This window comes from Burkholderia sp. BCC1644 (genome assembly GCF_902833225.1).
GTDB lineage: Bacteria > Pseudomonadota > Gammaproteobacteria > Burkholderiales > Burkholderiaceae > Burkholderia.
Window position 1 is genome coordinate 518,890 of sequence record NZ_CADFEI010000001.1, and the last position, 16,141, is coordinate 535,030.

Consider the following 16,141-nt stretch of genomic DNA (forward strand, 5'->3'; position numbering starts at 1 on the left):
GCGGCAGGCACACCGCAAGGCGTCAGGCAGCCTGCGCAATCGCGGCGGCCACGGGTTCCGCTTTCAGCGCAGCGACCTTGCCGATCGTATCGACGCACGCATGCGCGAGTTCCGCGCCCTTCACGAGGAAGTGCTCGTGGAAGTACGCGACATGCTCGGCACCGTGGAAATGATGCGGCGTCAGCACCGCCGACAGCACCACCACGCCGGTTTCGAGCTGCACCTGCATGAGACCGGAGATCACCGCTTGCGCGACGAAGTCATGGCGATAGATGCCGCCGTCGACCACCAGGCCGGCGCACGCGATGGCCGCGTACTTGCCGGTTTTCGCGAGCAATTTGGCATGCAGCGGAATCTCGAAAGCGCCTGCCACTTCGAAGAAGTCGCAATCCGCCTGGCTCAGGTTCGCATTGGCGAGCCCGTCGACGAACGCGTTCCGGCACTGGTCGACGATCTCCTTGTGCCAGCACGACTGGACAAAAGCGATACGCGGCGCAGCGGTTTGGGAGGGGGAAGCAAGTTGGGTCATCGATAGGTCCTGTGTGAGTTGAATGGGCGCACAGGGACAAGCCGCGTACCTTGCGTACGCAACGAACCCCGCTCTCTCTCATCCGGACTTTAACCGTCGGCCCCGGAATCAAACCGGGTCTGCTGACCTTGCCGTGCACATGCGTGCCGGCAAGCGCTCGCGGGCTACGCGCAATCGCGCGATTACCGCCGGTGGGGAATTTCACCCCGCCCTGAGAACGTTCGCGGCACATTGGCCGCGGCGGAAATCTATCACAGTCTCGTCGTGCCGGTCTTCTACTGTCCGCTCGCCTCGTGCGCCCGACGCGCTCCCCCGGTCCGGCTCCCGTGATCGGCCCTCCGCTCCAACCGCACTTTTCACCGATCCGACAGAAACCCGACGGGAACCTGCCAGCCGGCTTGGAATTTGAAATGATATAACATATCATTTCAGGTGCTCGTCCGCCTGACGCCGTTCCACTGTGGGTGGCCAAGCCTCGCCGAGCCATGTTCCATCGGGTCACTGCGCGTCATTGACGCAACAATATATCGTATCCAGCGGTGACCCGCATCGCTCGTTATCCGATCCGATTCCAACCGATTCACCGACCATGCGCGACCTCCCTCGTTTACCGCTTCGCCCACTCTCGTCCCTTTCGCTGATGCTGTTCGCCGCCGTCGCCCACGCGCAAGCCGATACGCCCGCGTCGTCGAGCCCGGCACCGGCCGGCACGCCGCTCGCGCCGATCTTCGTGACCGCGAACCCGCTCGGCGACACCGAACTGATCGCGCCGACCGTGCAGCTCTCCGGCGATGCGCTGACGCGCCGCCAGGCCGATTCGCTCGGCGAAACGCTCAACGGGCTGCCCGGTGTGTCGACCACGACCTACGGGCCGATGGTCGGCCGCCCGATCATCCGCGGGATGGATGGCGACCGGATCCGGCTGCTGCAGAACGGCGTCGCGGCCTACGACGCGTCGTCGCTGTCGTACGACCACGCGGTGCCGCAGGATCCGCTGTCGATCGAACGCGTCGAAATCGTGCGCGGCCCGGCCGCGCTGCTGTACGGCGGCAACGCGGTGGGCGGCGTCGTCAACACGATCGACAACCGGATTCCGCGCGAAGCGATCCAGGGCGTGACGGGGGCGCTCGACGCGCGCTACGGTGGCGCGAATTCCGTGCGCGCCGGTGCTGCGCAGGTCGAAGGCGGCAACGGCCGCTTCGCGTTCCACGTCGACGCGTTCGACCGCGAAACGAGCAAGCTGCGGATTCCCGGCTACGCGCGCAGCAGCCAGCAACGCGCGATCGACGGCCCCGACACGCCGCAGCCGGAAGGCAACGTGCCGAACAGCGATGGCCGTGTGCACGGCGGCGCGGTCGGCGCGTCGTATACATGGGCCGACGGCTTCGCGGGCCTGTCGTACAGCGGCTACGAATCGAACTACGGTTCGGTTGCCGAAAGCGACGTGCGGCTGCGGATGCGACAGGAGCGCCTCGCATTCGCATCCGAGGTGCGCAACCTGAGCGGGCCGTTCACGAAGCTGAAATTCGATTTCGCGTACACCGACTACCGTCACAAGGAAGTCGACAACGGTGAGACGGCGACCACCTTCCGCAATCGTGGCTACGAAGCGCGCATCGAGGCACGGCACCGCAAGATCGGCCCGTTCGAAGGCGCGATCGGCGTGCAGTTCGGCCAGAACACGTTCTCCGCGCTCGGCGACGAACTGCTCGTGCCGTCCACGCGCACGAACAGCGTCGCGCTGTTCGGTCTCGAGGAATGGCAGGTCGTCCCCGCGCTGAAGCTGAGCCTCGGCGGCCGATTCGAACACGTGAAAGTCGACCCCGACCCGGCCGGCGTCGAGAAATTCGCGGGCGCACAGCCGCGCGACTTCAACGCGGGCAGCCTGTCCGCCGGCGCGCTGTTTTCGCTGACACCGGTATGGTCGGTCGCGGCGAACGTCGCGTACACCGAACGCGCGCCGACCTTCTACGAGCTGTATTCGAACGGCCCGCACGATGCGACCGGCCAGTTCCTGATCGGCAACCCGAACGCATCGAAGGAGAAAGCCGTGTCGACCGACCTGTCGCTGCGCTATGCGAGCGGCCCGAATCGCGGCAGCGTCGGCGTGTTCTACAACCGCTTCTCGAACTACCTGACCGAGTACAACACGGGCCGCGTCGTGGACGACGATGGCGACCCCGTCGCCCCCGGCACCGACGGCTCGCTGAACGAGGCGATCTATCGCGGCGTGCGCGCCGAGTTCTACGGCGTCGAGCTGGACGGCAAATGGCGCGCGTTCTCGCGGCGCGGGCACACGGTCGACCTCGAGCTGACGGCCGACTACACGCATGCGCGCAACGTCGACACGGGCCAGCCGCTGCCGCGCATCGCGCCGTTGCGCGCAACGCTCGCGGCCGACTATGGCTACGGCCCGTTCGGCGCACGCGCACAGGTCACGCACGCCTGGTCGCAGCATCGCGTGCCCGACAACGATTTCTCGACGGACGGCTACACGTCGCTCGGCGTGATGCTGACCTACAAGTTCCGGGTCGGCCCGACGCACTGGCTCGCCTACCTGCGCGGCGACAACCTGACGAACCAGGAGATCCGCTATTCGACGTCGGTCGTGCGCGGCTTCGCGCCCGAAGGCGGCCGCAGCGTGATGGCCGGGTTGCGCACCACGTTCTGACCCTTGCACGGCTCGCGGCGCCCGCCGCAGGCTTGTCCGGCGCGCCGACGGGGCGCGCCCGTTTCCGTTCATGCGCCCATCGCGCCACTCGAGCGGCGCACGCCGAGCATCCGTATCGGCGCCCTCCCCGGATTCGCAGAAAACCAGATTCCGTCATTCACCCATAAATCAAAACAAAATCATCAGACGATTATTAGCAAAAAGACGATTTTTGTTTCATCAATAAAACCGGTTTCAAATTTCACGTATAAACCCTTGAATCACGGGCGACCTGCCGATTTTTGATCAGGATCAAGAACGCCCGCCTGGCAACGCTTTCAGCGCTAAAAAAACTAATATCAGGGTTTGCGAAGGGTAAAGAATCATCCCGAATACCCGTTAATGCCGGCACGAGCCCGTATCTGGTCGAACAATAAATTCCATTTGCCAACCACTCGCGCAGAGGCACAACGTGAAAATCGCCAGAATGAGCATCAAAACAAAACTCCTTGGCGGCTTCGGCCTGCTCGCCGCGGTCGTCGTGATCGTGTCGGGCATGGCCCTCAAGGCACTGTCCGATACGAATGCCGAGTTTTCACGCTACATGAACGGCATCAACGCGCGGGCAAACCTGTCCGCGCAAATCCGCACCGCAGTCGACCGTCGCGCGATCGCCGCGCGCAACCTCGTGCTCGTGACGAAACCGGCCGACGTCGAGGTCGAACTCGCCGAAGTGAATCAGGCGCACAAGGACGTGCAGACGCATCTCGCGAAGCTCAAGGAGATGATGGCGAACGCGACCGACACCTCCGATCGCGCGCGCGAGCTGGTGGGCGACATCGTGCGCATCGAAGGCAATTACGGGCCCGTCGCGCTGCGCATCGTCGGGCTCGCACAGGCCGGCAAGAAGGACGAGGCGACCACCGACATCGACGACAATTGCCGCCCGCTGCTCGCGCAGCTGGTGCGCGCGACCGACGCGTACGCGACCTATACGCATGAACGCGAGCTCGCGATCGCGCAGCAATTCGCGGACCGCTACGCGATGGAGCGCAACCTGCTGGCCGGCATCTGCCTGATCGCGGTCGTCGTCGCCGTCGCCGGCGGCCTGTGGCTGACGCGCAAGATCACGGTGCCGATCGGCTCGGCCGTGGACGTCGCGCGCACGGTGGCGAACGGCGATCTCGGCAGCCGCATCGAGGTCAGCGGCAATGACGAAACGCGCGACCTGCTCGAAGCGCTGCGGACGATGAACGAGCGGCTGATCGGCATCGTCGGACGTGTGCGCGATTCGTCGAACAGCATCGCGCACGCGGTGAGCGAAATCGCGTCGGGCAACCTCGATCTGAGCCAGCGCACCGAGGAACAGGCCGCGTCGCTGCAGGAAACCGCCGCGACGATGGAACAATTCACGTCGACGGTGCGACTGAACGCGGAGAACGCGCAGCAGGCGAGCACGCTCGCCGCGAATGCATCGGATGTCGCGCAGCGCGGCAGTTCGGTGGTCGGCCGCGTGGTCGACACGATGACGGAAATCGGCCAAAGCTCCTCGAAGATCGCCGACATCACGGGCATCATCGAAGGCATCGCATTCCAGACCAACATCCTCGCGCTGAACGCGGCCGTCGAAGCCGCACGCGCGGGCGAACAGGGCCGCGGCTTCGCGGTCGTCGCGAGCGAGGTGCGCAGTCTCGCGCAGCGCTCGTCGACGGCAGCGAAGGAAATCAAGGAGCTGATCTCCGCATCGGTGCAGACGATCCAGGACGGTTCGGCGCTCGCGGGCGAAGCCGGAAAGACGATGTCCGACGTCACGCAGGCCGTCGCGCGCGTGACCGACATCATGGGCGAGATCGCGGCCGCATCGGCCGAGCAGAGCCGCGGCATCGACCAGGTGAACCTGACGGTCACGCAGATGGACGAGACGACGCAGCAGAACGCGGCACTCGTCGAGCAGGCTGCGGCCGCATCGAAGTCGCTCGAGGCGCAGGGTCGCGAGCTGTCCGAAACGGTTGCGGCATTCCGGATGCCGTCCGGTACGCACGCGACGTCGCCGGGTGCGCATGCGCACGAGGCCGGCACGCATCACTGGCAGCCGGCCGCCGTGTAACCGGCACGGCCAGGAGACGACGATGCGCACGCTGTTTCGCTTGCCTGCCTGCGTTCCGCATGCGCGCACCGCGCGATGCGCGGCCGCGCGTGGCACGCGATGCAGCTGCGTATCGTCGTCGTCCGGCACGCCCCGCATGCACGCGCGACGTCGCGCGTCGCCGATTCGCGCCGTGCATTCACGGCACGCGTACGTGTAGCTTCTCCGCACGCCATCGCGCACACTGCGTTTGCCGCGTCGCGCAAGTTTCGATCCCGCCCGTGTATCGCGCGTTGCCATATCGCCGTCATGGAAATCGCGCTGCATTCGCACCCGCACCGCTCGCCGATACAGTCTTTTAAAACGAACGAATGACGAGTATGCTTAAAAAAGCACTCCCCGTTCGGACGGCGAATCGCATGCCCTGACTCCCGTCCGTTCGCATTGCGGCCCCATCGCAACGCGCACCGCGCGCCGATGGCGGCGTCTGCTTCTCGCGCCTTGGCCGCACGAACCTTTCCCCCAACAATCGTCAGGAGAGCTGGTGAGCCGACTCGTCGTCGTATCCAATCGCATCGCAGATCCCCGTAAAGCCGCGGCCGGCGGCCTCGCGGTCGCCGTGAAGGACAGCCTGCAGGAAACCGGCGGCGTATGGTTCGGCTGGAGCGGCAGGCTGCGCGGCGGCGACGATCAGCCCACGCATGGCGACGAGGTGCAGATCCAGAACGTCGGCGGCATCCAGCTTGCGACGATCGATCTCGATCCGCAGGATTACGACGCGTACTACCTCGGTTATTCGAACAACGTGCTGTGGCCGGTGTTTCACTACCGGCTCGATCTCGCGCAATTCGACCGGCGTTTTGCCGACGGCTACCGGCGCGTGAACCAGTTGTTCGCGCGCAAGCTGCGCACGCTGCTGCGGCCCGACGACACCATCTGGGTCCACGACTACCAGCTGATTCCGCTCGCGGCAGAGTTGCGCGCGATGGGCTGCACGAATCCGATCGGCTTCTTCCTGCACATCCCGATGCCGCCGCCGCCGATCATGGCCGCGATCCCGGAACACGAATGGCTGATGCGCTCGCTGTTCGCGTACGACCTCGTCGGCTTCCAGACCGAATCGGATCTGCTCCACTTCGAGCACTACGTCGAAGCGGAAGCCGGCGCCGCGCGGCTGCCGGACGGCCGCCTGCATGCGTTCGGCCGCACGCTGTCGGCCGGTGCGTTCCCGATCGGCATCAACGTCGACGAATTCGAGTCGCTCGCGCGCGACCGCGACGGCATCGAGATGTTCGAACGGATGCGCGATGAATATTCGCGCCGCCAGTTGCTCGTCGGCGTCGACCGGCTCGACTACACGAAGGGGCTGCCGCAGCGCGTGCATGCGTTCCGCCAGCTGCTCGAGCAATATCCGGAGAACCGCGATCGCGCGACGCTGATCCAGATCGCCGCACCGAGCCGCGAGGATCTCGGCGCATACGACGACCTGCGGCGCGAGATGGACAGCCTGTGCGGCGCGATCAACGGCGACTACGGCGAACTCGAATGGATGCCGATGCGCTACATCCACCGCACCGTTGCACGCAAGCGCCTGCCGGGCCTCTATCGCGCGAGCCGCGTCGCGCTCGTCACGCCGCTGCGCGACGGGATGAACCTCGTCGCGAAAGAATTCCTCGCCGCGCAGGACGCAGCCGATCCGGGCGTACTCGTGCTGTCGCGTTTCGCGGGTGCGGCCGAACAATTGAAGTCGGCGCTGCTCGTCAATCCGTACGACACGCAAGGCACCGCGCAGGCAATCCAGCGCGCGCTCGCGATGCCGCTCGAAGAGCGCCGCCAGCGTCACTCTGCGCTGATGGCGATCGTGCGCAAGACCGACGTGCACTGGTGGCGCACGCGCTTTCTCAACGCACTTGCCGAAGCGGCCGAAGTCGCGGCCGCGGCCGAGTCATGATGCGCTGACGCAGCGTCACGCATCCGTCGCCGCGAATTCCAGCGTCGCACCGTTCACACCCCACACGTCGACCGCAACCGGAATGCCCGCGCCCATTGCCGAGCGGTGGCCGTTCGTCGATGAGCACCGGCGACAGCGTCGTGCCGGCAAACGTGACTTCGAAGCACAAGCGCACCGCATCGACACGTCGACGCACGCCGGTCACCGATTGGCGCGGCGCGTTCAGCGATCGGGTTCGCGCGGCCGCCCGTACGCGACGAAATCGCGCTCGACCGCGGACGCCTGTTCCGTTTCGATCGCCCCGCCACGCACGCCGGCTTCGTCGCCGGACACGGGAGCCGACTCGGTGGACGACGCTTCGACGCGCCCGTCGATCAGTGCCTGCAGCGCGTCGCGTTCGAGCACCTCGCATTGCAGCAGCCGTCGCGCGATGCGTTCGAGCGCATCGCGGCGCTCGCCGAGCGTCGCGGCAACCCGCGCATGCGCATCCGCGAGCAGCGTACGCACTTCGTCGTCGATCATCCGCGCCGTGTGCTCGCTGCAACGGCCGTCGCCCGGATGCCATGCGCCGGGCATGCCCTGGCGCGCATCGCCGTCGTCGAACGTCGCGAGCCCGATCTTCTCGCTCATCCCGTACTGCATGACCATGTGGCGCGCCATCGCGGTCGCGCGTTCGAGATCGTTCTGCGCGCCGGTCGATACATCGCCGAACACGAGTTCTTCCGCGACGCGCCCGCCGAGCAGCGCATCGATCCGGTCGAGCAGTTCGCTCCTGCGCAGCACGTAGCGATCCTCGGTCGGCACCTGTTGCGTATAGCCGAGCGCCGCGACGCCGCGCGGAATGATCGACACCTTCTTCACCGGGTCGCAATGCGCACGGCTTTCCGCGACGAGCGCATGACCGGCTTCGTGATACGCGATGGTCAGCTTCTCCTGCTCGTTCATCACGCGGCTCTTGCGCTCGAGCCCCGTCAGCGCGCGGTCGATCGCCTCGTCGAAATCGGCCATGCCGATCGCCGGCTTGCCGAGTTCGGCCGCATGCAGCGCGGCCTCGTTGACGACGTTCGCAAGATCGGCGCCGACGAAGCCCGGCGTGCGCGACGCGAGCTCGCCGAGGTCGACCTCGGCCGCGAGCTTCACGCGCTTCACGTGCACGCCGAGAATCTGCCGGCGGCCGTTCACGTCAGGCCGGTCGATCGCGATGTGGCGATCGAAGCGGCCCGGCCGCAGCAGCGCGGGATCGAGGATTTCGGGGCGGTTCGTCGCGGCCATGATGATCACGCCCGAGCCGGCCTGGAAGCCGTCCATCTCGACGAGCAGCTGGTTGAGCGTCTGCTCGCGTTCGTCGTTGCCCGACATCGGGCCGACGCCGCGCACCTTGCCGAGCGCATCGAGCTCGTCGACGAACACGATGCACGGCGCCTTCTGCTGCGCCTGCTCGAACAGGTCGCGCACGCGCGCCGCGCCCACCCCGACGAACATCTCGACGAACGCCGAGCCGCTGATCGAAAAGAACGGCACGGCCGCCTCGCCGGCCACCGCGCGCGCGAGCAGCGTCTTGCCGGTACCCGGCGCGCCGACCACGAGCACGCCCTTCGGAATCTTGCCGCCGAGCCGCTGGTAGCGGTCGGGATTGCGCAGGAACGCGACGAGCTGCTGCAGTTCCGCCTTTGCCTCGTCGATGCCCGCGATGTCGTCGAAGGTGATGCCGGTTTCCTGCTGCACGTACACGCGCGCGCGGCTCTTGCCCATCCCGGTGAAGTCCTGCAGCCCGCCGCGCTTGCGCAGCATCATGTTCCACACGAACACGAACAGCACGAGCGGCAGCAGCCACGACGCGAGCGCGGCGATCCAGCCGGTGTCGGGCGTGCCGTGATAGCGGATGCCGGCGGCGGTCAGCGTGTCGGTCAGGTGCTCGTCGGTCACGCGGTTGGTCGTGAAGCGCCACGGTGCGCCTGCCTGCTGCACGGCCGCGGCTTCGGATGCCGGCAGCATCGTGCCGGCCTGCGGCATCTTCAGCGTGCCCGAGATCGACGCGGGACCGACCTCGAGATCGTCGACGAGCCGCGCGGCGACGAGCTTGTGGAAATCGCTGTACGCGATCGACGCCGACGTCGGGTGCAGCATCAGCAACTGCGCGGCGAACAACACGAAGAAGCCCGCCGCGATCAGCAATCCCGGGTAGTCGAATTTCCTGTCCATGGCATCGGGCCGGCCTCGTGCTGCGCTGCGTGCGCTCACGCGGGCACGCGTGCGCAACCGGCACGCGGCATCGGCGGCCATGCGAAAACGGCATCCATCCGCGCCATCGTCGCCTCGCTGTGTCGCCTTGTTGCATCGCATCGACGACGCCGCGGCGACGCCGTCAGCCGGCGCCGCCGGGCGATCGTCGCCCGGGCGGCACGCCGCGACGCGCCGCCCCTGAATTCAGTCTAGTTCGCGCGCGCGCGTCCCGCATCGCCCGCCGCGCGAGTCGAATCGTCCGACAAACGGCTTTCATTCGCGGCACTCGCCGCGTTATAGTCGCGTTCGTGACATTTTTATGACAATTCGGCCGCCCGCACTTTCCGCGCGACGCCCGGCATTGCATTCCGTCACGCATCGCGGCAGCCTGAGCGACGCCGCCGCGCATCGAACGACACCGCCCACCTGCCCATTCGAGGAGCCCACGACGTGACCGACACCCCCGATCGCCCCGACGACCTTCCCGCCGACCCCGACCGCCGCCGCGTACTCGGCGGCCTCGCCGCCATCGGTGCCGGTGTTGCGCTCAGCGGTTGCGAAACCACCGCGGGCAGCGCGCCGCGTTCGGCCGACGACCAGCGCATCGACGAAGCGTTGCGCCAGCGCGTGCGCCACATCGTCGTGATCTACGCGGAAAACCGCAGCTTTGCGAACCTGTACGGCGATTTCCCCGGCGTGCAGCATCCGCTCGGCGAAGTGCGGCCCGAACACGCGCAGCAGCTCGATCGCGACGGCAAGACGCCGCTGCCCGTGCTGCCGAAGATCTGGGGCGGGCTCGTGCCGCAGGCGCAGGAAGTGGACGGCAAGCGCTATGCGATCGCCGAGCGCGACATCGACAAGCTGCCGAACGCGCCGTTCCGGATCGCCGACGCGCAGGGCAAGCCGCTGCCGAACGGCGTGATCACGCGCGACCTGTGGCACCGCTTCTACCAGAACCAGATGCAGATCGCGGCCGGCCGCAACAACCAGTTCGCGGCGTGGGCCGATTCGGGCGGCCTCGTGATGGGCCATTACCGCAACTCAGCCGATTCGCTGCGGCTGTGGAACCTCGCGCGGCAATACACGCTGTGCGACAACTTCTTCATGGCGGCCTTCGGCGGTTCGTGGATGAACCACATGTTCCTGATCTCCGCGCAGCCGCCGCTGTATCCGGACGCGCACAAGCATCCGCATGCGGCGAAACTGCTGTCGAAGGTCGAAGGCGACGATCCGGCCGGCACGCGCCTGAAGCTGGCCGACGATTCGCCCGCGTCCGCGCTCGACGGTCCGCCGAAGTTCGCGGCCGACGGCCCGCTGACGCCGGACGGCTATGGCGTGAACACGATGGCGCCGCCGTACCAGCCGAGCTACGTGCCGCCGCCCGACCCGGGCAACGCCGCGTATGCGGATCCGGACGACCATCGCGTGATGCCGCCGCAAGGCTATGCGACGATCGGCGACCGTCTGTCGGAGAAGAACGTCGACTGGGCGTGGTACAGCGGCGCGTGGCAGTACGCGCTCGAGCATCGCGATACGGGCACCGTGCCCGATTTCCAGTACCACCACCAGCCGTTCAACTACTTCGTGAACTACGCGCCGGGCACGGAAGCCCGCCGCCGGCACCTGCGCGACGCGGGGCTCGGCGACGAGCCGTCGACCAATCGCTTGATCGCCGACATCGATGCCGGCCGTCTGCCGGCCGTCACGTTCTACAAGCCGCAGGGCAACCTGAACATGCATGCGGGCTACGCGGACATCGAATCGGGCGACCGTCACATTGCGACCGTGATCGACCATATCCGGCGCGGTCCCCAATGGGAAAACACCGTGATCGTGATGACGCACGACGAGAACGGCGGCTGGTGGGACCACGTCGCGCCGCCGGTCGGCGACCGCTGGGGCCCCGGTTCGCGGATTCCCGCGCTCGTGATCTCGCCGTTCGCGAAGAAGGGCTTCGTCGATCACACGCTGTACGACACGAACTCGATCCTGCGCTTCATCAGCCGCGTGCACGGGCTCGCGCCGCTCGACGGCGTGGTCGTGCGCAACAAGGCGTTCGCCGCGCGCGGCGCGACGCCGCCGGGCGACCTGACGAACGCACTCGATCTCGGCTGACGGCCGGGCGATCGCTTGATCGCCCGAAACGACGACGCCCCGGGCAATGCGATGGCTTGCCCGGGGCGTCGTCCGTTTCAGGCCCGGCGGCGCCAGGCGGCGCTTCGCAATGCGTCGCGCCCCGCCTGCGCGGCATGACGGCCGGCCTGCCGGCCGAAGAAGGTCGAGTCGGCGAGCGACAGCCCCGAGCTGTATCCGGCGCCCCAGCGCGGCAGCCCGCAGGTCGTGCGGCCGGCTGCGTAGAGGCCCGGCACCGGCGCGCGCGCCGCGTCGAGCACCTGCCCGGTCGGCAGCGTGTCGAGTCCGCCGAGCGTGAAATGCGGGTAGAACGCGTAGTCGATCCGGCAATCGAGCGCGACGAACGGCGGCTCGATCAGCGGCTGCAGCCATTTCTTCGCCTTGTGGAACAGCGGATCGGCGCCTTCGGCCGCATGGCGGTTGTACACGTCGACGGTCGCCGTCAGCGTGCCGGCCGGCATCTGCAGATCGCGTTCGACTTCCTCCCACGTTTCGCCGGCCGCCGCGATGCCGATCCGCGCGATCGCGGGCGGCTCCTGGTACGTCGCCTGGTCGACCAGCAGGTAGATGCGATCGCCGGCCTGGTGAAACGCGTGATGGCCCGTGCGGCCGTGATAGCCGTCCTCGTTGATGAAGCGCTGGCCGCGCGCGTTCACGAAGATCCCCTTGATCAGCGATTCGGGGGCGTAGAACGGCAGACTGACGAAACCCTGATCCATGTGGATCGCCGCGCCGCCCGCACTCTGGCCGAGCAGGATGCCCGAGCCGTCGTCGCCGGGGCTGCCGATCGGCTCGTCCGAACGCAGGAATTGCGGCGCGTGCCGGCGCACCATGTCGCGGTTCATCGCGAAGCCGCCCGCGCACAGAATCACCGCGCCGCGCGCCCGCACGAACACCGTCTCGCCATAGGCACGCAGCACGACGCCGCACACCGCGCCGCCGTCGTCGACGATCAGCGCGAGCGCGCGCGTGTCGTAGCGCGTCGCGACACCGAGCGCCGCCACGCGTTCGGCCAGCACGCGCATCAGCATCTGCCCGCCGCCCCAGCCCGGCCATTGCGGCGTGTGGCCGCGCGGGCACGGCTTCGCGGCCTCGCTGAACGGCCAGGCTTCCTCGCTGCCCGACCAGATCAGGCAGTCGTCGGTGTCCGGTTCGACGATCCGCTCGGCGATGAACGTGTTCTTGTAGGTCAGGCCCTGCGCGACGAGCCAGTCGTGGTGCGCGAGGCTCTCGTTCGCGTAGAGGCGCACCTTCGCCTCGTCGGCGTCGCGGCCGCCTGCGAGCATCAGGTAACGATAGAGATCCTCCGTGTCGTCGGTGAAGCCGGCCTGCCGCTGCGCGGGCGTACCGCCACCGCCGCCGAGGTAGATCTCGCCGCCCGACAGCGCGCTCGTGCCGCCGTAGCTCGATGCGCGTTCGACGATCAGCGTGTCGGCGCCGGCGCTCGCGGCTTCGATCGCCGCGCACGCGCCGGCCGCGCCGAAGCCGACGATCACGACGTCGTGTTCGGCATCCCAGCGATGCACGTCGCGAAGGTTCAGGGGGCGAGTCAGGGAATAGTCGGAGGACATGAGGATTGGGTCAGCGTGAAGGGAATCTGCGGAAAGCGGTGAGCGCGGCGGCGGGCTGCCGGGCACGCGGCCGTGCGAACGCATGCCGCGTGCGATGTCCTGCTCGGGGGAAGTCAAACGATGTGAAGCCGAACCGGCGGCGCGATCCGGCGCCGCACGCAACGACGGCGCCCCGGGCTCGGCGACGGCGCCCGTCCTGCGCGGCGCACGGCCGCGCCCGCATCACATGCCGCGCAACGCAGCGAAACCGAAGTGCACCGGATCGATCGGCACGCACCCGGTCGGCAAACCATTCGGATCGACCGAGCGGCACTGCAGGATGCCGGCCGCGTACGGCGGCGACGGGACCTCGTCGGCACCGTATCGCGCCATCGCCATGGCAGCGAACGTGCCCATCGCCAGTACGCACAGTTTGCGAGTCGTCAGTCTCATGATCGTCGTCCCCTCCGGTTGCCCGCTGGTGCGGTTCGTGTCCGGCACGCATCGCTTGCGGCACCGGATGACTGCACGGTAGCCAGCGCCCGGCCGCCAGCCATCGTCCATTTCGACTAGGGGCAAACGCTGAGCGGAAGTTGCGCGTCGTGCGGCGGCGCAGCATCGTCGTAACCGAATTCGCCTGCAGCGAGCAACCGCGACATGTCGGGGGCCTTTGCCGGCCCGCCACGCCAATCGTCAGACGCATGTCGCACTTCGGACGCTGCGCCGCACCATCGCGGCCGCATCGCGTTGCGCACGGTCGCCGACCCCGGTGTTTTCCCCGACCCTCGTTCTGCTCCGTATGGGTGATGAGTCGCCATCGGTCCGATGCGAACCTGCGCATCGACGTCGCAATGCCGCCGCGTCCGCACTCGCGACGCGACCGACTCTTTCCGTTCTGCCACGGGAGTACTGCATGACCGATTCGAATCCCCGCCACGCGCTGTACGAACTTGCGTGCCGCTACGCGCAAGCCGTCGACCGGCGCGACTGGCCGCGTCTCACTGCCCTTTTCACCGCCGATGCCACACTGGCCGGCCCCGGCTTTCGCTTCGACGACCGCGACGCGATCGTCGCCGGCATGCGCGTGATCGAGCGCTACGACGTGACCCAGCATCACGTGCACAACCAGCTCGTCACGCTCGACGGTGGCGAGGCCGATGTCGAGACCTACTGCGTCGCGTGCCACGTCTACGTGCGCGACGGCGTGAAGCGCAAACTCGACTGGGGCGTGCGCTATCGCGACCGCTGCGTGCTCGACGGCGGCACGTGGCGCTTCGCCGCGCGCACACTGCATCTCGACTGGTCGCAGGACCTGCCGCTGGAGGGCTGAACCATGCACACGTCCCTCCCCCTCATCGGCCGCACCGCGCTCGTCACCGGCGGCGCCGGCGGCATCGGCGCGGCCTGCGCGCATGCGCTCGTCGCCGACGGCGCGGCCGTCGTGCTGATGGGCCGCCGGCGCGACGCGCTCGAGCGCGCACAACGGCAACTGACCGACGCCGTGCCCGGCAGCCGCGTCGCGATCCATGCAGGCGATGCATGCGACGAAGGCGACCTGCAGGCCGCGCTCGACTGCGCATGGGCGCTGGACCACCGCCTCGACATCGTCGTGCCGACGGTCGGCGGCGCCGGCTTCCGGCCGCTGCTGCTGCACGATGCCGACAGCTTCCGCGCGGAAATCGACCTGAACCTGCACAGCGCGTTCGCCGCGATCCGTCATGCGGCGCCGCGGCTCGCCGACAGCGGCGGCGGCGCGATCGTCTGCATCTCGTCGACGGCCGCGCAGATCAATTTCCGCTGGCTGTCCGCGTACTGCACCGCCAAGGCCGCGCTCGAAGCGCTCGTGCGCGGCGCGGCCGAGGAGCTGGCCGGCGCGAAGATCCGCGTGAATGCGGTGCGCCCGGGTCTCACGCGTTCCGAAGCCACGGCGCCGATGTTCGACAACCCGGCGCTCGTCGACAGCTTTCTCGAACAGATCCCGCTCGGCACGCTCGGCGAACCGGAAGCGATCGCGCATGCGGTGCGCTATCTCGCGGGCCCCGAGTCGGGCTGGGTGACCGGCCAGAGCTTCGCGGTCGACGGCGGCCACGAACTGCGCACCAACCCGCGCGTCGACGATACGATCGCGCAGATCTACGGCGCGGCCGCGCTCGACGCGATCAAGGCCGGCCGTGCGCCTGGCGCCGCATGAATACCCGTCTTCCCTCACTCACAAAGGACATCGACCGACCATGAATCGAGTCGCAAACAAGGTCGCGCTGGTCACCGGCGCGGCAAGCGGCGTCGGCCGCGCGGATGCGCTGCTGCTGGCCGCCGAAGGCGCGCGCGTCGTATTGACCGACATCGACGAAGACGCGGGCCGCGCGCTCGCCCGCGAGATCGGCGACGCGGCGCTGTTCGTGCGCCACGACATCGCCGACGAAGACGGCTGGCGGCACGCGATCGCGTCGACGCTCGACCGCTTCGGCCGCCTCGACGTGCTCGTCAACAACGCGGCGATCTGCCCGGTCGGCTCGATCGAGGACACGAGCCTCGACACGTGGCGGCGCGTGATGCGCACCAACGCGGATGGCTATTTCCTCGGTTGCAAGTATGCGATCGGCGCGATGAAGGGCAACGACACGCCGGGCTCGATCGTGATGATGTCGTCGGTCGCCGCGCTCGGCGGGCTGCCGATGATGTGCGCGTACACCGGCTCGAAAGGCGCGGTGACGGCGCTCGCGCGCAGCGTCGCCGTGCACTGCAAGCGCAGCGGCTACCGGATCCGCTGCAACTCGATCCATCCGGACGGGATCTGGACGCCGATGACGCAGGCGCTGATGCCCGACCTCGACCCGGCTGCGCTCGGCATCGGCAGCGATCCGATGGCGCGCATGTGCGACCCGCAGGACGTCGCGAATCTCGTGCTGTTCCTGGCATCCGACGAATCGCGTTTCGTCAACGGCGCGGAACTGCGGATCGACAACGCACAACTGGTGTCGTCGCTGTAACGCGGCCCGACGCCTTTCCATTCAAAGGA

Annotated in this window: 11 protein-coding genes and 1 riboswitch; of the genes, 7 read left to right on the top strand and 4 right to left on the bottom strand. The window is 67.8% G+C overall.

What is annotated here, in order from left to right; translation table 11 throughout:
* Positions 1–22 precede the first annotated feature (22 nt).
* A complete protein-coding gene (locus tag HWX87_RS02260) occupies positions 23–529 on the bottom strand; it encodes a 6,7-dimethyl-8-ribityllumazine synthase (RefSeq protein WP_176045466.1) in 507 nt (168 codons plus the stop codon).
* A 66-nt stretch (positions 530–595) separates the two neighbouring features.
* A riboswitch (FMN riboswitch) is annotated at positions 596–752 on the bottom strand.
* Between the two features lie 417 nt (positions 753–1,169).
* On the opposite strand from HWX87_RS02260, the gene HWX87_RS02265 reads away from it, so the two are divergent.
* The 3 genes from HWX87_RS02265 to otsA all read left to right on the top strand — a co-directional run bounded on the left by HWX87_RS02265 (position 1,170) and on the right by otsA (position 7,216).
* The gene (locus tag HWX87_RS02265) at positions 1,170–3,200 is read left to right on the top strand and encodes a TonB-dependent receptor (protein ID WP_176045467.1); all 2,031 of its coding nucleotides are present in this window, start codon (positions 1,170–1,172) and stop codon (positions 3,198–3,200) included.
* A gap of 466 nt (positions 3,201–3,666) precedes the next feature.
* Complete coding sequence (locus HWX87_RS02270; protein ID WP_176045468.1) at positions 3,667–5,286, top strand: methyl-accepting chemotaxis protein; 1,620 nt, start codon at positions 3,667–3,669, stop codon at positions 5,284–5,286.
* Positions 5,287–5,809: 523 nt separating this feature from the next.
* Entirely contained in the window at positions 5,810–7,216 is a 1,407-nt protein-coding gene (otsA, locus tag HWX87_RS02275) for an alpha,alpha-trehalose-phosphate synthase (UDP-forming) (protein WP_176045469.1), read from the top strand.
* Positions 7,217–7,438: 222 nt separating this feature from the next.
* Here the strand turns inward: otsA and ftsH are convergent, their stop codons facing one another.
* Positions 7,439–9,418 carry an ATP-dependent zinc metalloprotease FtsH gene (gene ftsH, locus HWX87_RS02280; RefSeq protein ID WP_176045470.1) on the bottom strand — a complete coding sequence of 660 codons (1,980 nt, stop codon included), beginning with the start codon at positions 9,416–9,418 and terminating at the stop codon, positions 7,439–7,441.
* Between the two features lie 471 nt (positions 9,419–9,889).
* Here ftsH and HWX87_RS02285 point away from each other — a divergent pair, with 471 nt between their 5' ends.
* Positions 9,890–11,554, top strand: a complete 1,665-nt coding sequence (locus HWX87_RS02285) for an acid phosphatase (protein ID WP_176045471.1) — start codon at positions 9,890–9,892, stop codon at positions 11,552–11,554.
* 77 nt (positions 11,555–11,631) lie between these two features.
* Here HWX87_RS02285 and HWX87_RS02290 read toward each other — a convergent pair whose 3' ends face one another.
* Both HWX87_RS02290 and HWX87_RS02295 read right to left on the bottom strand, forming a co-directional pair.
* Positions 11,632–13,143, bottom strand: a complete 1,512-nt coding sequence (locus HWX87_RS02290; protein WP_176045472.1) for an FAD-dependent oxidoreductase — start codon at positions 13,141–13,143, stop codon at positions 11,632–11,634.
* A gap of 222 nt (positions 13,144–13,365) precedes the next feature.
* On the bottom strand, positions 13,366–13,575 hold the full coding sequence (locus HWX87_RS02295) for a hypothetical protein (RefSeq protein ID WP_176045473.1): 210 nt from the start codon (positions 13,573–13,575) through the stop codon (positions 13,366–13,368).
* 460 nt (positions 13,576–14,035) lie between these two features.
* Between HWX87_RS02295 and HWX87_RS02300 the strand changes: the two genes are divergently transcribed.
* Genes HWX87_RS02300 through HWX87_RS02310 form a run of 3 tightly spaced genes read left to right on the top strand, consistent with a single transcriptional unit; the run spans position 14,036 to position 16,112 of the window.
* Positions 14,036–14,452: a nuclear transport factor 2 family protein gene (locus tag HWX87_RS02300; protein WP_176045474.1), complete on the top strand. Its 417-nt coding sequence runs from the start codon at positions 14,036–14,038 to the stop codon at positions 14,450–14,452.
* A 3-nt stretch (positions 14,453–14,455) separates the two neighbouring features.
* Positions 14,456–15,313, top strand: coding sequence for an SDR family oxidoreductase (locus HWX87_RS02305; protein ID WP_176045475.1), 858 nt, complete (start codon positions 14,456–14,458; stop codon positions 15,311–15,313).
* 40 nt (positions 15,314–15,353) lie between these two features.
* The gene (locus HWX87_RS02310; RefSeq protein WP_047903207.1) at positions 15,354–16,112 is read left to right on the top strand and encodes an SDR family oxidoreductase; all 759 of its coding nucleotides are present in this window, start codon (positions 15,354–15,356) and stop codon (positions 16,110–16,112) included.
* Positions 16,113–16,141 lie beyond the last annotated feature (29 nt).